The sequence below is a fragment of the Bacillus sp. FJAT-25509 genome (assembly GCF_001420605.1).
Taxonomy (GTDB): domain Bacteria; phylum Bacillota; class Bacilli; order Bacillales; family Bacillaceae_G; genus Gottfriedia.
On the sequence record NZ_LJIZ01000021.1, the window covers coordinates 31,446 to 52,109 of the forward strand.

General features: G+C 33.4%; 17 protein-coding genes. 15 read left to right on the forward strand and 2 right to left on the reverse strand.

Annotated elements, in window-relative coordinates:
• The first annotated feature begins 28 nt into the window (after nt 1-28).
• The 7 genes from dnaE (at nt 29) to AN960_RS13315 (ending at nt 10,401) form a co-directional block, all read left to right on the forward strand.
• Entirely contained in the window at nt 29-3,370 is a 3,342-nt protein-coding gene (gene dnaE / locus AN960_RS13285; protein WP_056472227.1) for a DNA polymerase III subunit alpha, read from the forward strand.
• A gap of 167 nt (nt 3,371-3,537) precedes the next feature.
• Entirely contained in the window at nt 3,538-4,740 is a 1,203-nt protein-coding gene (gene ystJ, locus AN960_RS13290; protein WP_156339694.1) for an NADP-dependent malic enzyme, read from the forward strand.
• Between the two features lie 369 nt (nt 4,741-5,109).
• Nucleotides 5,110-5,910: an acetyl-CoA carboxylase, carboxyltransferase subunit beta gene (gene accD / locus AN960_RS13295; RefSeq protein WP_056473088.1), complete on the forward strand. Its 801-nt coding sequence runs from the start codon at nt 5,110-5,112 to the stop codon at nt 5,908-5,910.
• Nucleotides 5,910-6,866, forward strand: a complete 957-nt coding sequence (gene accA / locus AN960_RS13300) for an acetyl-CoA carboxylase carboxyl transferase subunit alpha (RefSeq protein WP_390309773.1) — start codon at nt 5,910-5,912, stop codon at nt 6,864-6,866. The genes accD and accA overlap by 1 nt, the downstream gene beginning before the upstream one ends.
• A gap of 245 nt (nt 6,867-7,111) precedes the next feature.
• Entirely contained in the window at nt 7,112-8,071 is a 960-nt protein-coding gene (pfkA, locus tag AN960_RS13305) for a 6-phosphofructokinase (protein WP_056472229.1), read from the forward strand.
• A 78-nt stretch (nt 8,072-8,149) separates the two neighbouring features.
• Nucleotides 8,150-9,904 (forward strand): pyruvate kinase, encoded by a 1,755-nt coding sequence (gene pyk, locus AN960_RS13310; RefSeq protein WP_056472230.1) that lies wholly within the window; start codon nt 8,150-8,152, stop codon nt 9,902-9,904.
• Nucleotides 9,905-10,005: 101 nt separating this feature from the next.
• A complete protein-coding gene (locus AN960_RS13315) occupies nt 10,006-10,401 on the forward strand; it encodes an FxsA family protein (RefSeq protein ID WP_056472234.1) in 396 nt (131 codons plus the stop codon).
• Nucleotides 10,402-10,504: 103 nt separating this feature from the next.
• Here the strand turns inward: AN960_RS13315 and ytvI are convergent, their stop codons facing one another.
• Nucleotides 10,505-11,617: a sporulation integral membrane protein YtvI gene (gene ytvI / locus AN960_RS13320; RefSeq protein ID WP_056472237.1), complete on the reverse strand. Its 1,113-nt coding sequence runs from the start codon at nt 11,615-11,617 to the stop codon at nt 10,505-10,507.
• A gap of 123 nt (nt 11,618-11,740) precedes the next feature.
• On the opposite strand from ytvI, the gene AN960_RS13325 reads away from it, so the two are divergent.
• From AN960_RS13325 to mdh, 4 genes are all read left to right on the forward strand, one after another.
• Entirely contained in the window at nt 11,741-12,199 is a 459-nt protein-coding gene (locus tag AN960_RS13325) for a DUF441 domain-containing protein (protein ID WP_056472239.1), read from the forward strand.
• A gap of 175 nt (nt 12,200-12,374) precedes the next feature.
• Nucleotides 12,375-13,493: a citrate synthase gene (gene citZ / locus AN960_RS13330; RefSeq protein WP_056472241.1), complete on the forward strand. Its 1,119-nt coding sequence runs from the start codon at nt 12,375-12,377 to the stop codon at nt 13,491-13,493.
• A gap of 129 nt (nt 13,494-13,622) precedes the next feature.
• The gene (gene icd, locus AN960_RS13335) at nt 13,623-14,903 is read left to right on the forward strand and encodes an NADP-dependent isocitrate dehydrogenase (protein ID WP_056472244.1); all 1,281 of its coding nucleotides are present in this window, start codon (nt 13,623-13,625) and stop codon (nt 14,901-14,903) included.
• A 36-nt stretch (nt 14,904-14,939) separates the two neighbouring features.
• Nucleotides 14,940-15,878: a malate dehydrogenase gene (gene mdh / locus AN960_RS13340; RefSeq protein ID WP_056472247.1), complete on the forward strand. Its 939-nt coding sequence runs from the start codon at nt 14,940-14,942 to the stop codon at nt 15,876-15,878.
• A 50-nt stretch (nt 15,879-15,928) separates the two neighbouring features.
• Here mdh and AN960_RS13345 read toward each other — a convergent pair whose 3' ends face one another.
• Nucleotides 15,929-16,393 (reverse strand): DUF8821 family protein, encoded by a 465-nt coding sequence (locus AN960_RS13345; RefSeq protein ID WP_056472250.1) that lies wholly within the window; start codon nt 16,391-16,393, stop codon nt 15,929-15,931.
• A gap of 360 nt (nt 16,394-16,753) precedes the next feature.
• Between AN960_RS13345 and AN960_RS13350 the strand changes: the two genes are divergently transcribed.
• The 4 genes from AN960_RS13350 (at nt 16,754) to AN960_RS24050 (ending at nt 20,437) form a co-directional block, all read left to right on the forward strand.
• Nucleotides 16,754-17,224 carry a MaoC/PaaZ C-terminal domain-containing protein gene (locus tag AN960_RS13350; protein WP_056472252.1) on the forward strand — a complete coding sequence of 157 codons (471 nt, stop codon included), beginning with the start codon at nt 16,754-16,756 and terminating at the stop codon, nt 17,222-17,224.
• Nucleotides 17,225-17,402: 178 nt separating this feature from the next.
• Nucleotides 17,403-18,119, forward strand: coding sequence for a response regulator transcription factor (locus AN960_RS13355; protein ID WP_056472254.1), 717 nt, complete (start codon nt 17,403-17,405; stop codon nt 18,117-18,119).
• The gene (pnpS, locus tag AN960_RS13360) at nt 18,112-19,878 is read left to right on the forward strand and encodes a two-component system histidine kinase PnpS (RefSeq protein ID WP_056472256.1); all 1,767 of its coding nucleotides are present in this window, start codon (nt 18,112-18,114) and stop codon (nt 19,876-19,878) included. The genes AN960_RS13355 and pnpS overlap by 8 nt, the downstream gene beginning before the upstream one ends.
• 382 nt (nt 19,879-20,260) lie before the next feature.
• Complete coding sequence (locus tag AN960_RS24050) at nt 20,261-20,437, forward strand: DUF4177 domain-containing protein (protein WP_172795419.1); 177 nt, start codon at nt 20,261-20,263, stop codon at nt 20,435-20,437.
• Nucleotides 20,438-20,664: the final 227 nt, after the last annotated feature.

A 20,664-nucleotide genomic window follows, 5' to 3' on the forward strand; every position in this document is an offset into this window, starting at 1 on the left:
ATTGAAAAGATGGTAAGGAGGAATGTAGATGAGTTTTGTTCATTTGCAAGTTCAAAGTTCTTATAGTTTATTGCAAAGCGCATGTAAAATAGATGAATTAATTAATGCTGCTGTTAGAGAAGGACATCCTGCGCTTGCTATTGCAGATGAAAATGTCATGTACGGGGTAATTCCTTTTTATCATGCGTGTAAAAAAGCAGGGATTAAGCCAATTATTGGGGTGAAACTCTCAATTTTAATGGATGAACAGCAGTCTTATCCGATGATTTTACTAGCAAAAGATTTGACTGGTTATCAAAACCTTTTAAAACTTACGAGTATTATAGGGACTAAATCACCAGAAGGTATTCCTAAAAAGTGGTTATCGGCATATAGCAGCGGCGTGATTGCAATTACGCCGGGAATCGAAGGAGAAATTGAAAACTTACTTTTAAATGGAGAAATCGAAAGAGCTATTGTTCATTTAAAAGAGTATCAATCGATTTTCGATCACTTTTTTGTCAGTATTCAAGATCACAGTTTACCTGAAGATCGTTCGCTATATCCATTAATTAAACAAGTACAAAAAGAAACAAACATCGGTCTAGTTGTAACAAATGACATTCGATATATTGAAAAAGAGGATGCACTTATTCAAGATGCATTATTTTCAGTTAAAAATGGTACTAAGTTATCGGACGAATCAAGACCAAGATTACATTCGAATGAATATTATTATAAATCAAAGGCCGAGTTAGTAAAGCTGTTTTCTGATGAAGAAGAAGCATTTCAAAACACGATACATATTTCAGATCTATGTAATGTAACGATTCCATTTCATCAGCCGTTATTGCCTAAGTATCCAGTACCAGATGAGTATTCAACGTTGGAATATTTAAAAATGGTTTGCGAAAATGGGATAGTTGAGCGGTACGGGGAAATAAATGATGAACTTAAACAAAGATTAGAATTTGAGTTAAATACAATCAATAAGATGGGATTTAACGATTATTTCCTTATAGTTTGGGACTTCATTAAATATGCACATGAACAAGGAATATTTGTTGGCCCAGGACGTGGGTCCGCTGCGGGATCTTTAGTGGCTTATGTATTAAAAATTACGAATGTAGACCCATTACATTATAATTTACTATTTGAACGATTTTTAAATGAAGAAAGAATTACAATGCCAGATATTGATATCGACTTTCCAGATCATCGAAGAGATGAAATGATAGATTATGTAGCTTCAAAATATGGTGATGTGCATGTTGCACAAATTATTACATTTGGAACATTAGGAGCAAAAGCGGCCATTCGAGATATTGCCAGGGTAATGGGGCTTACTCCAACAGAAATAGATCGGTATTCGAAGCTAATTCCATCATCATCACTAGGATTAAAAGATGTCTATGAGCAATCAAAAGCATTTAAAAGTCATGTTGAACATTCTGGTATTCATAAAAGGATATTTGAGGTAGCTTGCCAAGTTGAAGGATTACCTCGTCATACAAGCATCCATGCAGCAGGTGTTGTTATTTCTGAACTTCCGTTAACAAATGTTGTCCCGTTACAAGAGGGGAATCATGGAGTGTTTTTAACACAATATCCCGCAGAAATACTTGAAGAGCTTGGATTAGTAAAGATGGACTTCCTTGGCCTACGTAACTTAAGTTTATTGGAAGAAGTCTGTCGATTAATTTATGAAGCAAAAGGCGAAGTAATTAATTTGGAAGAAATTCCATTACAAGATCTAAAAACATTTGAAATTCTTAGTAAAGGAGATACTTCAGGTGTATTTCAGCTAGAATCTTCAGGGATGAGAAGAGTGTTACAGCAATTACAGCCTAATCAGTTTGAAGATATAGTGGCTGTAAACGCGTTATATCGTCCGGGTCCGATGGAGCAAATCCCTAGATTTATTCAATATAAGCATGGGTTGGAGCAGGTAACTTATCCTCATCCTGTTTTAGAAAAAATATTAAAACCAACCTATGGTGTAATTATCTATCAAGAGCAAATCATGCAAATTGCTTCAACTCTTTCAGGGTTTACTTTAAGTGAAGCAGATTTACTTCGAAGAGCTGTAAGTAAAAAGAAGAAGGAAGTTTTAGACAAAGAAAGAATTCATTTTGTAGAAGGTGCAATAGCTAAAGGTTATGATGAGCAAGTTGCAAATGAAGTATACGATTTAATTGTCCAATTTGCTAACTATGGATTTAATAGGAGTCATGCTGTTGCGTATAGTATGATTGCGTATCAACTAGCATATTTAAAGGCAAATTTTCCTCTTGAATTTTATGCAGCACTTTTATCGAGTTTTATAGGAAGTGAAGAGAAAGTATCGAATTATATTGGTGAAGCAAAACTGAAAGGAATCCCAATCTATCCACCTTCAATAAATAAAAGTCAATATGCATTTGTAGTTGAAGGAAATGGAATTCGATATAGTTTATTAGCTATTAAAAATATAGGAATAGCAACTGTAAGAGAAATTCTACAAAAGCGACCATATAAAGACTTTTTTGAAGTATGTATTAAAATTTCACCAAAAGCATTAAACCGTAAAAGTATAGAAAACTTAATTTTTTCAGGGTGTTTTGATGAGTTTGAGCTCGACCGAGCAACACTATTAGCAAATATTGATATGATTTTTGATTATGTGGATATAGTAAGACCTGAAAATGAAGATCAATATGATTTATTTCTTGATGAAGATTTTGTGCCTAAACCAGAAATTATTAAAGTGGAGCCAATGAAAGTTTCAATTAAGCTTGAACTCGAAAAACAGGCTTTAGGTACTTACTTATCAGGTCATCCAATTAGTCAATACGAGAAGTTGGTTAATGAAAGTGATGCTGAGAATATTTCATCAAGTATGATGAAGAAAGATACAGAGCATCTACTGTTTGTCTATATTAAGGATTTAAGAGTTACAAAAACAAAAAAACAACAGCATATGGCTTTTTTACAAGTTGAAGATTTAAGTACTTCGATTGATGCTGTCGTATTTCCAACTACTTTTGAAAAATACCGTCATAAATTAAAAGAAAAAGAAGTAGTCGTAGTTAAAGCAAAAGTTGATGAACGGGATGAAAGAAAACAATTAATTATAAATAAAGTTCTTACAATCGAAGAAATGGAAGAACTAAACGATCAAAAGAAGTATACTTTATTTATTAAAATTACGGGACATACTAATAAAAATATTTCATATACAATACAGCAAACAATCTCTAAGTTTAAAGGGCATACGAAAGTTGTGCTTTACTATGAGGAAGATAAAAAAGCTGTTCAATTATCTGAACACTATTATGTAAATCCATCTGTGAATTGTCTTTCGATGTTAAGGAATATTGTAGGGGATGCAAATGTTGTATTAAAGAAATAGACATTCTTCTCTAAACTATTTATTATTAACATACATGTGATATCATACAAAAAGAAAATTGTACCTTTTAAAGAGAAAATCACAAAGAAATATACAGTTGAAAAGTCAACTCGTCAACATTAGGGAGAGTGAATAGTTTGTCATTATTAAGTGAAGAAGCATTACATATGCATAGAGTACATCAAGGTAAATTAGAAACAGTTTCTAAGGTGCCAGTTACAAATGCTAAAGAACTAAGTTTAGCGTACTCACCAGGTGTTGCCGAGCCGTGTAAAGAAATTTACGAAGAAAAAAGCAGAGTTTATGAATACACAATGAAAGGTAATATGGTTGGTGTAGTTTCTGATGGTTCTGCCGTTCTTGGACTAGGTAATATAGGACCAGAGGCTGCATTACCTGTAATGGAAGGTAAAGCTGCGTTGTTTAAAAGCTTTGCTGGTGTTGATGCATTTCCTATCTGCTTAAATACGCAAGATGTAGAGCAAATCATTCAAACAGTAAAATTGTTAGAACCTACATTTGGTGGAATAAATTTAGAGGATATTGCAGCTCCAAACTGCTTTATAATAGAAGAGCGCTTAAAGCGTGAAACGAATATTCCAATATTCCATGATGATCAACATGGAACGGCTATCGTTACACTTGCAGGTTTAGTTAATGCTTTAAAAATAGTGAATAAAAATATGGCTGATATTAAAGTAGTCCTAAATGGTGCAGGGGCTGCAGGTATTGCTATATTAAAATTATTATATCGTTTTGGTGTTCGTCAAATTATTATGTGCGATACAAAAGGCGCGATTTACGAAGGTCGTCCAAATGGTATGAATAGCGTGAAAAATGAAGTTGCAAAATACACGAATAAAGATAAAATACAAGGTAGCCTTAAAGAAGTACTTGAAGGGGCAGACGTATTTATTGGGGTTTCTGTAAAAGGAGCAGTTACACAAGAAATGGTTCGTTCAATGAACGAAAATCCTATTATTTTTGCAATGGCTAATCCTGATCCAGAAATTATGCCTGAAGATGCAAAAGAAGCTGGAGCTTTAGTAATTGGTACTGGTCGAAGTGATTATCCTAACCAAGTAAATAACGTTCTTGCATTCCCAGGAATTTTCCGTGGAGCATTAGATGTTCGGGCTACACATATTAATGAAGAGATGAAAATTGCTGCAGTAAATGCAATTGCAAGCTTAGTAAGTGAAGCGGATTTATCGCCAGATTTTATTATTCCAGCACCATTTGATCCTCGAGTAGCTCCAAAAGTAGCTGCTAGTGTGGCAAAAGCTGCAATGGAAACAGGGGTTGCTAGACTGAATGTTGACCCGAAAGAAATCGAAGAAAAAACAAAAAAACTAGCTTTAATTAAATAGTTTTATTACCAGATATCAATATTAATGGGGATAGTATTACAATACTAAAATTAAGTAATGTAGTACTATCCTTTTTTATCTGATATAATACTTAGATGTGGTAAAAAGCGCAGAGATTGTTGGAAATTAAAGGAATTTCATAAAAAATGTATAAATTAATTTTTTAAGATTTTCTACAAATTTCATGTTGTTTAAATCGTTGAAATGACGAAATTTAGCTGAATTTTATCGACAAATGTTAACAAAAAGTGTATAACATTTATAGTATCCTATTAGTATTTAGTACTAAAAAAGTTAGGAGGAATTAGGTTGCAAATAAAAGACTTATTTTCCAAAAAGAAAAAATATGCATCTATACCTTCAGAAGTAATGAGACAAGATTTACCTGACGGTGTTATGACAAAATGTCCTAAATGTAAAAAAATTAGTATTACAAAAGAATTAATAAAAAACCTAAAAGTTTGTAATAGTTGTGGATATCACCATCAAATGACAGCATTCGAAAGAATCGAAAGTTTAATTGATGAAAATACTTTTGAAGAGTTTGATCAAAATATGATCTCTGCAAATCCTTTACACTTCCCTGATTACATAGAGAAGCTTGAAGGTGATCGTAAAAAAACAGAGCTTAACGAGGCTATTGTAACAGGAAAAGGAAAAATCGACGGAATTCCTGTTGTAATTGCAGTTATGGATGCAAGATTCCGAATGGGAAGCATGGGATCTGTTGTCGGAGAGAAAATAACTCGTGCAGTTGAGCGAGCTTCATCTGACGGTTCACCATTTATTATTTTTACTGCATCTGGCGGAGCTCGTATGCAGGAAGGTATTTTAAGTTTAATGCAAATGGCAAAAACTAGCGCTGCGCTTAAAAAGCATAGTGAACTAGGTTATTTAGCCATTTCAATTATGACAAATCCAACTACAGGTGGAGTATCTGCTAGTTTTGCGTCTTTAGGCGATTTTAACTTTGCTGAGCCTGGTGCTTTAATCGGTTTTGCAGGTAGACGTATTATCGAGCAAACGATCCGTGAAGAATTACCTGAAGACTTCCAAACTGCTGAATTCCTAATGAATCATGGTCAGCTTGATGCAGTCATTTCACGATTAGAATTACGTTCAAAATTATTTACAATCCTTAACTTACATCAAGGGGGTGTCTTGCAATAGTGGTTATGTTAGAATTCGAAAAACCGATTCATGAACTAAAGACGAAAATAGACGAACTAAAGGTTTATACAAGTCAACATGATGTTGATTTTTCTGAAGAAATCAGACGTTTAGAGGAACGTTTAAAAACCTTAGAAAATGAAATATACGGTAACATGGGAGTTTGGGATCGTGTACAAGTTGCTAGACATCCAGAACGACCAACTACTTTAGATTATGTTAATAGATTATTTACAGATTTCTTTGAATGTCATGGTGATCGATTATTCGGAGACGATGCTGCAATCGTATCAGGTATCGCATCTTATCGTGGATTGCCGGTTACTGTCGTTGGACATCAACGTGGTAAAGATACAAAAGAAAATATTAGACGTAATTTCGGTATGCCACATCCTGAAGGGTACCGAAAAGCACTTCGTTTAATGAAGCAAGCAGAGAAATTTAACAGACCGGTTATTGCGTTTATCGATACAAAAGGTGCATATCCTGGTAAGGCAGCTGAAGAGCGTGGGCAAAGTGAAGCAATTGCCCGTAATATTTTTGAAATGGCAGGCTTAAAAGTACCTACTATTTGTATTGTAATTGGCGAAGGTGGTAGTGGTGGAGCGTTAGCATTAGGAATTGGTAATAAGTTACTAATGTTAGAAAACTCAACTTACTCTGTTATTTCACCAGAAGGTGCAGCAGCATTATTATGGAAAGATTCCTCACAAGCACGTAGAGCAGCTGAAACAATGAAAATAACAGCTCCTGACCTTTTAGAATTAGGTGTAGTTGACCAAATTATACCTGAAGTAAAAGGTGGAGCACAAAATGATGTTGAACAACAGGCTAAATATATCGATAAGTACTTATACGAAACATTAAAGTCACTGTTATCTATGGATAGTGATGAGCTAGTTCAACAGCGATATGAAAAACACGCAAAGTTAGGAAAAATTTCTTTTAACCAATAATATTTAGTTTAACTTCTAGAGTGTGTGAAACAATATGTTAGCATGCTCTTTTTGTATTTTTTTTTAAAAATTAGTGAAAAATAGCAATATGCATAAAGATGTCGTCATACTTTTTAAAAGTGCTTCATTCATTAAAAAAAGTTTATGAAAAAGTTCACATAATTTCTATTGTTTAAATAGGCATTACATGGTACTTTATAAAAATGAATAAATGCATAAGGTAAAATCATTGAGGTGAATACATAATGAAAAGAATTGGCGTATTAACTAGTGGAGGAGATTCTCCAGGAATGAACGCAGCTGTACGTGCAGTTGTAAGAAAAGCTATTTTCCATGGCCTAGAAGTTTATGGTGTATACCAAGGTTATTCTGGTCTTATCAATGGAAATATTGAGAAGCTAGAGTTAGGTTCTGTTGGTGATATTATTCATCGTGGTGGAACAAAACTACTTAGTGCACGTTGTCCGGAATTTAAAACATTAGAAGGACAAATGAAAGGGATCGAACAACTTAAAAAGTTTGGAATTGAAGGATTAGTTGTTATTGGTGGAGATGGATCATATCAGGGGGCAAAGAAGCTGACTGAACATGGTTATCCTTGCGTTGGTGTTCCAGGTACAATTGATAATGATATTCCAGGTACAGATTTTACAATTGGATTCGATACAGCATTAAATACTGTTATTGATGCGATTGATAAAATTCGTGATACAGCGACATCACATGAGCGTACATATGTAATTGAAGTGATGGGTCGTAATGCAGGTGATATTGCATTATGGGCAGGGTTAGCTGATGGAGCAGAAACGATTTTAATACCTGAATGTGACTATGATATGGATGATATTATTAGTAAATTAAACCGTGGTAGTGAGCGTGGTAAAAAACATAGTATCATTGTTGTTGCAGAAGGCGTCGGAAGTGCAATTGAGATTGGTAAAGTAATTCAAGATCGAACTCATTTTGACACGCGTGTAACAGTTTTAGGACATGTTCAACGTGGTGGTTCACCAAGTGCTGCTGATCGAGTTTTAGCAAGTCGTCTAGGAGCGAGAGCGGTTGAACTTCTTATGGAGGGCAAAGGCGGACGTTGTGTTGGAATCCAAAATAATAAGTTAGTTGATCATGATATTATCGAAGCACTATCTCAAAAGCATGAACTTGATCGAGATATGTATCAATTATCTCAAGAACTTTCAATTTAATTAGGTAGATTTAATTGAGCAATCGATTTCATAAATTTCGATTAGTTTAGAGTTTTATATAAATTTGGAGGGTAAAAAATGCGTAAAACAAAAATAGTTTGTACGATTGGTCCTGCTAGTGAATCGGTAGAAAAATTAGTAGAGTTAATTAATGCAGGAATGAACGTAGCACGTTTAAACTTCTCACATGGTTCTCATGAAGAGCATGCTGCAAGAATTACAAGTATCCGCGAGGCTTCAAAAAAAACTGGTAGAACTGTAGCGATTCTTTTAGATACAAAAGGTCCTGAAATTCGTACTTTAGATTTTGAAGGCGGCCAAGCAGAATTAACAACTGGAAATGAAGTGATTATTACTACTGAACCAGTAGTAGGTACAGCAGAGAAATTTGCAGTATCTTACGAAGGATTAATTGATGACGTACATGTTGGTTCTAAAATTCTTATCGATGATGGATTAATCGGATTAGAAGTAATCGGTATTGAAGGAAAAGATATTCGTACGAAAGTGTTAAACAGCGGTTTAGTAAAAAATAAAAAAGGTGTAAACGTACCAAATGTACGTGTAAATTTACCTGGTATTACAGAAAAAGATATAAGTGATATCGAATTTGGTATTGAGCAAAATGTGGATTTTATTGCTGCGTCTTTCGTTCGTAAAGCTTCTGACGTATTAGAAATTCGTGAACTTTTAGGTAAACATGGCGCTGAATATATTCAAATTATACCGAAAATCGAAAACCAAGAAGGAATCGATAATATCGATGAAATTCTTGAGGTTTCAGATGGTTTAATGGTTGCACGTGGTGATATGGGCGTAGAAATTCCACCAGAAGAAGTACCTATTGTTCAAAAACTATTAATTAAAAAATGTAATAATTTAGGTAAGCCTGTAATTACAGCTACTCAAATGTTAGATTCAATGCAACGTAATCCTCGTCCTACACGAGCAGAGGCAAGTGACGTTGCAAATGCCATTCTTGATGGAACTGATGCAATTATGTTATCAGGTGAAACTGCTGCAGGTACATACCCAGTCGAGTCTGTTTCAATGATGAACTCAATTGCGCTTCGCATTGAAAAAAGCTTACAATACGAAGAATTATTTAAAAAGCGTCAAAGAGAAAATAAAGGTACAATTACAGATGCAATTGGTCAATCGGTTGCAGCAACAGCTTTAAACTTAAAAGTAGCTGCAATTATTGCTCCTACTGAGAGTGGACATACTGCGAAAATGATTTCGAAATATCGTCCAAAAGCTCCAATTTTAGCTATTACATCTGATATTCGTATTTGTCGTCGTCTAACTTTAGTTTGGGGAGTTCAAACTGAATATAGAGAAAGAGCAAACTCAACTGATGAAATGTTACAACATGCTATGGAAGCGGCTCAAGACGCTAAATTTGTTTCAAATGGTGATACTGTCATCATTACTGCTGGATTACCAGTTGGCGAAACAGGTATGACAAATATGATGAAAATTCATGTAGTAGGTGACGTAATCGCTCAAGGTCAAGGTATTGGTCGCAAAACTGCTGCAGGAAAAGTTGTCATCGCAAAAACAGGTGAAGAAGCTGTTTCGAAAGTTACTCCAGGAAGTATTTTAGTAACAAATAGTACAGATAGAGACATGATGCCAGCAATTGAAAGAGCAGCAGCTATTATTACTGAAGAAGGTGGATTAACTAGCCATGCTGCAGTAGTAGGTGTTAGCTTAGGGATTCCAGTAATTGTTGGAGTTGAAAATGCAACAAACATTTTAGTAAACGGTCAAGCTGTTACAGTAGATGCTTCAAGAGGAATTGTTAGTACGGGACATAAAAGCATATTTTAAGATATAATAAAGAGAAGGACAAAGTTTCCTTCTCTTTATTTTTTGACATGAATAAGATGAATAAAAGATATTTTTAATTCTAAGCAAGAGGTGAAGCTATCATGAAAAAACTTGTTGGTTGGCTATTGTTAATCCCATTAATTGATTTAATCTGTTTAACATTACTTGGTAAAGTAATTGGTTCCTTATCAGTATTTCTTTGGCTAATCGGTACGTTTTTGATTGGTATATATATCATGAGAACCGTTTGGGTTACAGTTAAACAACAAGCCGGAGAACAGCTTCAGGCAGGCAAAATGCCAGATTTAATCATGATAGAGGGACTATCATTCTTTCTAATTGGCCTCCTATTTTTTATTCCGGGACCAGTTACCGACTTATTAGCAATCGTGTTGCTAATTAAACCAATTAGAATCAAGTTTGTCCAACAACTTATTTATTTTGTCATGAAAAGGCTAAAAGGTAATGTTGTTTGGACTGGATTTATAAAGAAATAAACACTAGAAATGCAAAAGGTGTTTTAATAAGATACAAAAAACGAGAAAGCAGTGTTAGCTTTCTCGTTTTTATTTGTAAAGAAATAAAAATTTGCTATTCAGTTCACTGTGAACCTCGAATATAATACCAAATTTCATGGAAGACTCTTGCTCGATACAAGGTTGATAAAATTACTAAAGTTACTGGACCGGCAATCAATCCTAGTAGACCAAAAAATTTAAAACCAACAAATAACGAGATTAAAGTAGGAAGTGGTTGTAATCCAATATTTGAAGATAGAACTTTTGGCTCTGCAAGTTGACGTTGGACAATTACAACACCATATAAAATTGCGAGACCAATCGTTAATTTATAATCGCTAGACAGAAATGTATATAAGATCCATGGAACGAAAATTAAGCCAGTTCCTAAGTAAGGAAGTAAGTCGATGAAGCCAATTAGAATAGCTATAGTGATTGCAAAAGGAATTCTTAATATTAATAATCCGATTAAGACTAGCACAGTCGTCATAGAAATAAGAGTGATATGTGCTTTAATAAAACCAAATAAAGCTTTTCGTAAATCAATAAAAATTGTTTTGCTGTAATGTTGAATTCGATCTGGAGTATATTTTGCGAATAAATTTTTTATTTTGTACCAATCTTTACTAATAAAGAATGTTGCTAATAAAGAAACGAATATTAAGGTAGCAGTATTTGGTAATAAAGCGATTACTAATTTAATCCCTACAATAATTCCGTTTAATGCTTCTTTTCCTAGATTAATTGCAGAATCGCCAATCGATTGTATATTTGTGCGAATCGTTTGTTGTTGCCCTGCACCGAGTTGACTATATTTACTCATAATTAAGTCATATATAGGAATCACTTTATCGGTAACAATATTTTCAACGAAATAAATTAATCGTTCAAAGCTTTCTGGAACAACTTGAATTAAATAGGTTGAACCTGAAATGATTTCCGTAATCAGTAATGTAAATAATCCTGCTAGAACAGCTAATAGTAAAATAATTGATAAAAATGCCGCTATTCCTCTTGGTATCCTGGCTTTTTCGTTTAACAAATTTACTAGTGGATTTAAAAAGTATGCAATGATTAAAGCAATGATGAAAGGGTATGTAAGTTTTGTGATGAATAGTGCCACGTAAAGACCTAAAATAATACATGCAATTACAAATAAAAACCGGATGATCTGAAAAACTAAAGTTCTATTCAAACTTTTACCTCCTTCCAAAGTGAAATGAGTCCTCTTGTCTTATTTTATCAAGAATTATTTTTTTATAATAGTAAAGTTTGGTAGTATTTATTAATAAATTATACATTAAGGGGATACTAACAAATGAGTGAATCGACAATATTTCTCTTAGTTTTATTATTAATTGGTGCAATTGCTAAAAATAACTCTTTAATTATTTCAATTATAGTATTGTTGGTACTAAAATATACTCCTCTAGGAGATCGAGTATTTCCTTATATGCAATCAAAAGGTATTAATTTAGGGGTAACGGTTATTACGATTGCTGTATTAGTACCAATCGCGACAGGGGAAATCGGTTTTAAAAATTTGATTGATGCATTAAAAACCCCTGTTGCCTGGATCGCACTACTCTCAGGTATCGCAGTGGCACTTTTGGCAAAAGGTGGAGTACAATTATTAGCTACTAGTCCACAAATAACAGCGGCATTAGTACTAGGTACAGTACTTTCTGTAGCAGTATTTAAAGGGGTTGCAGTAGGGCCTTTAATTGGGGCTGGAATCGCATATCTATTCATTTGGATTGTAGAATTAATTAAGTAATTGCATAATAATTATATTTTAGTAAATTGTTTTCATTCACAAAAGTCAGATTATTGTTTATAATAAATGATAGTAGGGTTCCTTTCTATGTATACTCGGTAATTTAAAAGAGTTATACCAGTATATGTATGTATTAAATACTAGGGAAATTTTTGTGTAAAGGAGAGAGGGGAATATGACAGTTAAAAGTGGTTTAGAGGGTGTTGTAGCAGCTACGACTTCTATAAGTTCTATTATTGATGATACATTAACGTATGTGGGTATCGGAATTGATGAATTAGCAGAATATGCAAGTTTTGAAGAAGTAGTATATTTATTATGGCATCGCAAGTTACCAAATAAGGATCAACTTAAAAAACTTTCTTCTCAATTAGCAGATAATGCTGAATTACCAGAAGAAGTTATTACTTACTTAAAATCAACTAACTTAAAAAATGTACATCCTATGACTGTATTACGTACAGTTATTTCAATGCTTGCATTGTATGATAAAAATGCTGAAGCAATGGACTCAGATTCAAATTATCTTAAAGCAATCCAACTTCAAGCTAAAATTTCAACATTTGTGGCAGCGTTTTCTCGAATTCGTCAGGGGCTTGAACCAGTCGCTCCTAATAAAGATTTATCATTCGCAGCTAACTTCTTATATATGCTGACTGGCGATAAACCTAATGCGATTGCAGAAGAAGCAATTAATAAGGCTTTAGTACTACATGCTGACCATGAATTAAATGCTTCGACATTTACTGCACGCGTTTGCGTAGCGACATTATCTGATATTTATTCAGGTATTACAGCTGCAATTGGAGCTTTAAAAGGCCCATTACACGGTGGCGCAAATGAAAGCGTTATGAAAATGTTAGCTGAAATCGGTGAGATTGAAAATGTTGAATCTTACATTCAAGAGAAAATGGATGCTAAAGCTAAAATTATGGGATTCGGACATCGCGTATACCGTGGTGGGGACCCACGTGCGAAACATTTAAAAGAAATGTCTCGTCAATTAGGTGCGATTACTGGAGAGTCAAAATGGTACACAATGTCTGAAAAAATTGAAGAACTTGTTACAACTCAAAAGAATATTCCACCAAATGTTGATTTCTACTCTGCATCTGTTTATCACAGCTTAGGAATTGAACATGATTTATTTACTCCAATCTTTGCTATTAGCCGTATGTCTGGTTGGACTGCTCACATATTAGAACAATATGAAAATAATCGTATTATTCGTCCGCGTGCAGATTATACAGGACCAGAGAAAAACTCTTACATTCCAATTGAAGAGCGTGCATAAAGAAGTAATTGAATACTTAAAATAGTATTTAATATTCGAATAATGTATAGTAAGAGAGGAAGAGGAATCTTCCTCTCAAAAGCATGTATTTTAATGAATTTAATTTATTTATACAAGGGGGAGCATGTAATGCAAGCTGAAAAAATTACATTAGTAGACGGCCAATTAAACGTGCCAAACAATCCAATTATTCCTTTTATTGAAGGCGACGGTACAGGCCCAGATATTTGGGCAGCATCTTCACGTGTTTTAGATGCAGCTGTAGATAAAGCATATAATGGTAATCGTAAAATTGAATGGAAAGAAGTTCTTGCTGGTGAAAAAGCATTTAATGTTACTGGTGAATGGTTACCACAAGAAACTTTAAACTTAATTGAAGAATACATGATCGCAATTAAAGGACCTTTAACAACTCCAGTTGGTGGGGGTATTCGTTCTTTAAACGTTGCTTTACGTCAAGAATTAGATTTATTTGTGTGCTTACGTCCTGTACGTTACTTTGAAGGTGTACCTTCACCAGTTAAACGTCCAGAAGATACAGATATGGTAATTTTCCGTGAAAACACTGAAGATATCTATGCTGGTATCGAATATGAAAAAGGTTCTGAAGCAGTTCAAAAAGTTATCGAATTCTTACAAAAAGAAATGGGTGTTAATAAAATCCGTTTCCCAGAAACATCTGGTATCGGTATTAAACCAATTTCTGAAGAAGGTACAAAACGTCTTGTACGTGCAGCAATTAATTATGCAATTCAAGAAAACCGTAAATCTTTAACTTTAGTTCATAAAGGTAACATCATGAAATTTACTGAAGGTGCATTTAAGAACTGGGGTTATGAAGTTGCTGAGCAAGAATTCGGCGATAAAGTATTTACATGGGCAGAATATGATCGCATTGTAGAAACAAGCGGTAAAGACGCTGCTAACAAAGCAATGGATGAAGCAGAAAAAGCTGGTAAAATCTTAGTAAAAGACAGCATTGCTGATATCTTCTTACAACAAATCTTAACTAGACCACGTGAGTTTGATGTAGTAGCTACAATGAACTTAAATGGTGACTATATTTCTGATGCACTTGCTGCTCAAGTTGGTGGAATCGGTATCGCTCCTGGAGCAAATATCAATTATGAAACTGGACATGCTATTTTTGAAGCTACACATGGTACAGCTCCTAAATATGCTGGATTAGATAAAGTAAACCCATCTTCAGTTATTCTTTCTGGAGTATTAATGCTTGAGCATATGGGTTGGAGTGAAGCAGCTTCTATGATTCTTAAATCAATGGAAAAAACAATCGCTTCAAAAGTTGTTACTTATGACTTTGCTCGTCTAATGGATGGAGCTACTGAAGTAAAATGTTCTGAATTTGCAAACGAATTAATTTCAAATATGGAATCAGTTCTTGTATAATTAAATTGTGTTTGTAAACAAAAGGGAGGTATTTGTATGTCAATTCGAAGACGTAAAATTTCCGTAGTAGGTGCTGGTTTTACTGGTGCTACAACAGCTTTCTTGCTTGCACAAAAAGAATTAGGGGATGTAGTAATAGTTGATATTCCACAACTAGAGAACCCTACTAAGGGCAAAGCCTTAGATATGCTTGAAGCAAGTCCAGTTCAAGGATTTGATGCTAACATTATTGGTACTAGTGATTATGCTGACACAGCTGATTCAGATGTAGTAGTAATCACAGCAGGTATCGCTCGTAAACCGGGTATGAGCCGTGATGATCTAGTATCAACTAACTCAAACATCATGAAAGCAGTTACTCGTGAAATCGTAAAATACTCTCCTAACTGTACAATTGTTGTTTTAACCAACCCGGTTGATGCAATGACTTATACAGTATACAAAGAAGCTGGTTTTCCTAAACACCGCGTTATAGGACAATCTGGAGTTCTTGACACAGCTCGTTTCAGAACGTTTGTTGCTCAAGAATTAAATTTATCTGTTAAAGATATTACTGGATTTGTTTTAGGTGGTCACGGAGACGATATGGTACCATTAGTGCGTTATTCATATGCTGGTGGTATTCCATTAGAAAAATTAATTCCAAAAGATCGTTTAGATGCTATTGTTGAACGTACTCGTAAAGGTGGCGGAGAAATCGTTAATCTACTAGGTAACGGAAGTGCTTATTATGCACCTGCTGCATCGCTAGTAGAAATGGTTGAAGCTATACTTAAGGATCAACGTCGCGTGTTACCTACAATTGCTTATTTAGAAGGCGAATATGGTTACAGCGGTATTTACTTAGGAGTTCCTACAATTATTGGCGGAAACGGTATTGAACAAATTATCGAATTAGATTTGACTGCTGATGAAAAAACAGCATTAGATCGCTCAGTTGTAGCTGTCAAAAACGTTATGAACGTTTTAGCTTAAAAAAAAGACCCACAAGGTAACCTTGTGGGTCTTTTGATTTTTAACCTTATTTAATATTCACCTTTAATAACAAAATATGAGCCACGAATCGTTCCAGCTAATTTAGACTTTTGCCTAGCAAACTTGAATTTTTCTACTAACTCCATTGGTATTTCCATTCCGTCAGAAAGTTTAAAACCAACAGCACGCTTTTTAGGATCATCAACCGTATACATCACATTGACCGAAAGACCATCTTCATAAAAGACGTATGTAAATTTGATATTTTCCACTTGAAAACGAGAAGTTTCTAAAGGTTTAGCAGCGAATTCGATATCACGTTCTTCTTTCAAAATTCGGTTCACGTAATCAAGTGTCTCCTGACTTTCGCTAGCTGGTACTACTGTAAATTCATGTTTGTACTTGTTCATAAAATAACGAGCCTCATTAGCGCGTAAACCAGCTAGTGCATCAACAACAGGGGAAGACTCTAAACCAACCGTAGATACATTTTTAAAATCAACCGTATAGGACATTTCCATCTCTCCTTTTTACTTAGCCAAACTTTAATTTAAACATCTTAGCTACTAAATTATACCAAAAACTTATGCTTACGAAATGACATTTGACGATATAAGTATGTACAAGTTTCTTAAGACACAAACCGCATGATTTTTATACAAGTTAAACGGATTTAAAAGTCAGTATGCATTCGGAGTATTTAAATTATTTATTAAGGAGAAAGATAGAATTTTATCTTCCATAAGGGGGAAAATATGAAGAGATGAATATTAAAATTTTTTATAAGTTTTTTTATAAAAATTTTGCCGATTAAGAAGGAAATTTGCTGTTGTTTATCGAATTTTTAAAATATTAAGATAAACAGGGGGTTTAATATGTTAACTAAAAAAGCAAAAATCGGACGAAAACTTGAAGACATTTCAATTGGTGAAAAGTTAATTGTAACAGAACATATTGATGAAAAACATATTTACTTATACCTGGCTTTAACAGGCGATACAAATCCATTATATACTCAATACAACTATGCTTCGCAAACAAAATATAATAAACCAATTGTTCCAAGTTTTATTATAAGCGGATTAGTCTCTGCAGCAGTTACAAAACATTTACCTGGCCCAGGAAGTCATATTATAAAAAAAGAACTTCAATTCGACCAACATATCTATCATAATGAAACAATTTCAATTCATTTTGAGGTAGTTGAAATTAATTTAGATTTAAATGAAGTATGTATTAATGTAAGCGTTTTAAATAAAACGCAAAATGAAATTGCAAATGGAAAACTGACAGTTATTCCACCAACTGTAAACCAATCGAATGCTTTACTATATGAAAATTTTTAACTTAAAGAATGTCAACTGACATTCTTTTTTTGTTGTTTTACTTTTGTATGAACTTTTCCAACCCTGCTTTTTACGTTTTACGTCTGATAGAATTTTTAGTATGATTAAAAATAGATATAGATAAATAAAATAGGATATAAATGGATGAGGGTTTAACAATAACCTGGAGGAATAAGAAATGAACAATAAAATTCTAGTAGTAGACGATGAAGAGCATATCTTAACTTTAATCAAATTTAACTTAGAACAAGCTGGCTTTCAAGTTGTTACAGCTACTGATGGGGAAGAAGGTTTACAAAAAGCTGTAGAAGAAAAGCCAGAATTAATTGTTTTAGATTTAATGCTACCTAAAAAAGATGGTATGGAAGTATGTAAAGAATTAAGACTTCAAAGAAATACTACGCCTATTCTAATGGTTACAGCAAAAGATGATGAATTTGATAAAGTGTTAGGACTTGAACTTGGTGCCGATGATTACATGACAAAACCATTTAGCCCAAGAGAAGTCGTAGCAAGAGTTAAAGCAATTTTAAGAAGATCTAAAATAACTGAGACTCCAGTACAATCAAACGACGACGCTGACACTTTAATCATAGCTGATTTAAAAATCTTACCTGAGTACTATGAAGCATATTTCCAAGGTGAAAAACTTGAGTTAACACCTAAGGAATTTGAGTTATTATTATATTTAACAAAAAATAAAGGTAGAGTATTAACTCGAGATCAATTATTAAGTGCCGTTTGGAATTATGATTTTGCCGGAGACACTCGAATTGTCGATGTTCATATTAGCCATTTAAGAGAAAAAATAGAACTAGATTCAAAAAAACCAGTTTATATAAAAACAATTCGTGGATTAGGATATAAATTAGAGGAACCAAGATTAAATGAGTAATCTAAATCGAAAATTGCTCTATGGATTTTCTGCAATAATAATCGTTATTCTTGTTATATTAGGAATCGTACTAGGGCAAATTTTTAAATCCTTTTATCTGACAAACTATGATCAAAGAATTGAAAAAGAGACTAACTTAATTGCTTCAATCATGGAGTCGAATACACCATTAACAAAGAATATATCTAATCAAACGTTAAAAAAGATATCAAAGGACTTAAATATCGATATTATATTATTTGATGATCATTATAATCTTATCGCTAAATCTAGCAATGAGAATGTGGAATTGAATATATCATCAAAGAATTTAAAAGCTTATCTAGAACGACTTGATAAAGTAGAGAATGCAGCTAAATTTACAGAAAAAGATTCTGCAGCTAAATATTACGGCAAGAAAATAACAGATAAACATGGCAATAAGCAATTTTTAATTGTTGATTATTCAACTAAGTCAATCAAAGAAGTTTATCGAAGTATTTCGATGTTATTATTTTCATTATTAGGTTTTGTTTTATTTGCCATCATAGTTTTACTAATACGATACTCGCATCAATTTTCAAAACCAATTGAAGATATTACCCAAGTTGCAATTGAATTATCCAAAGGGAATTATAAAGCTAGAACATTAGCCGAAAGTAATGAATCGACAACGATGTTAAGTCAAGCAATGAATGTACTTGCAAAAAATCTACAAGAAATGACTAGTCAACAGGAAATGCAGCAAGATCGATTAAACACACTGATTCATAATATTGGTAGCGGGGTTGTTTTAATTAATAGTAGAGGTCATGTTAACCTAATTAATAAAACATATCGAGAAACGTTCAAAGTTGATTCGAGAAGTATATTGGGTGAGCTTTATTATGATGCATTTAAACATAAAGAAGTCATTGAAATTGTGGAGGAAATTTTTCTAAAAGAAATAAAAGTTAGAAAGCAAATCATTCTGCCATTATCAATTGAAAGAAAACATTTTGAAATATATGGTGCACCAATCATTGGGATAAATCACGAGTGGAAAGGAATCGTTCTTGTTTTCCATGACATAAGTGAATTAAAGAAATTAGAGCAAGTTCGAAAAGATTTTTTTGCAAATGTATCTCACGAGCTTAAGACGCCAATTACATCTATTAAAGGTTTTACTGAAACTCTTCTAGATGGGGCAATGGAAAATGATGAGTTATGTAAAAACTTCTTATCGATTATATTAACGGAAAGTGATCGTATGCAGACACTTATTCAAGATTTGTTAGATCTTTCAAAAATTGAGCAACAGAATTTTAAATTAGATCTTGCAGAAGTATCGGCAAAACAAGTTATTGAAGATGTACAGCAAATGCTTAAACAAAAAGCAGAAGAGAAAAATATAGACTTCAAATTATACTTGAATAGTCCGTTAGTTGTATACGCTGATGCTTTAAGATTAAAACAAGTAATTATTAATTTAGTTGATAACGCGATCCACTATACTCCAGCTGGTGGCAAAGTATTTATTACTTCCTCTGAGACAAATGACCATATTGTATTAAGGGTAAATGACACAGGAGTAGGAATTGGAAAAGAGGAAATATCTCGTATTTTCGAACGTTTTTACCGAGTAGATAAAGCAAGAAGTAGGAACTCTGGAGGGACAGGCCTAGGATTAGCGATTGTAAAGCATCTTGTCGAAGCTCATAAAGGCAAAATCGAAGTTGAAAGTAAACTAGGTCATGGGACATCATTCATTGTAACATTAAATAAAAATATTTCGATGTGACATTTACATTGATTTTACATTGGATTTATTTATAATTAATAAAAAATTGTTATAGTTATGATGAAAACCCCTTCATCCAAGGAGTTATCTTAAACCGGGAGTAGTTATACTTCCGGGATTTTTTATATTTAAATCTGTTTTATTTTTTCTTTAAGGTGTCTATACTAGTGGATACTTTTATTGCACTTTAAGCAAGGATCAATTGGCAAAAGAAGAGTCGTACTCGATCTGATTGCCAATTTTAGGATTAAAGTATAAGTGCAACTACGCCTCTGCCTAAAAGGCCTTGTCAGTCGACGAGTTTTCTTTATTTGATCATATTACTTTTATAATTTTTGGGGAAATTATGAGTGTTGAATCATACATCGGAGGGTGGATAAAGATGTACGAATACGAATTTGTAAAAGTTAACACTAAATCATCAAATCGTTATTATTATGATGTAGTTGGGAACTATGCTAAAAGTGGCTGGCGCCTTCATCAGGTTGTAAACAATCAGCAAGCAATAGAAGGCTCATGTGTCGAACTAATTTTTGAGCGAGAAATCGACTTAAACTAATTACAGAGGTAGTCTTACGATTCATTCTTAAAAGTCATCATTATTCAACTTTCAAATTGAGTGAGTAAAAACTTTTAATATGCCTGAATCAAAGACGGCCTCTTTTTCTTTTATAGATCGTTCATGTTAGAATGTTAAGAGCAAGGAAATGTTGGAACGATTAATTTTATGAAAAGAAAAAGCAAGAAATAAAAATTATACATAAAAAGATAGTGAGATTTGTAATA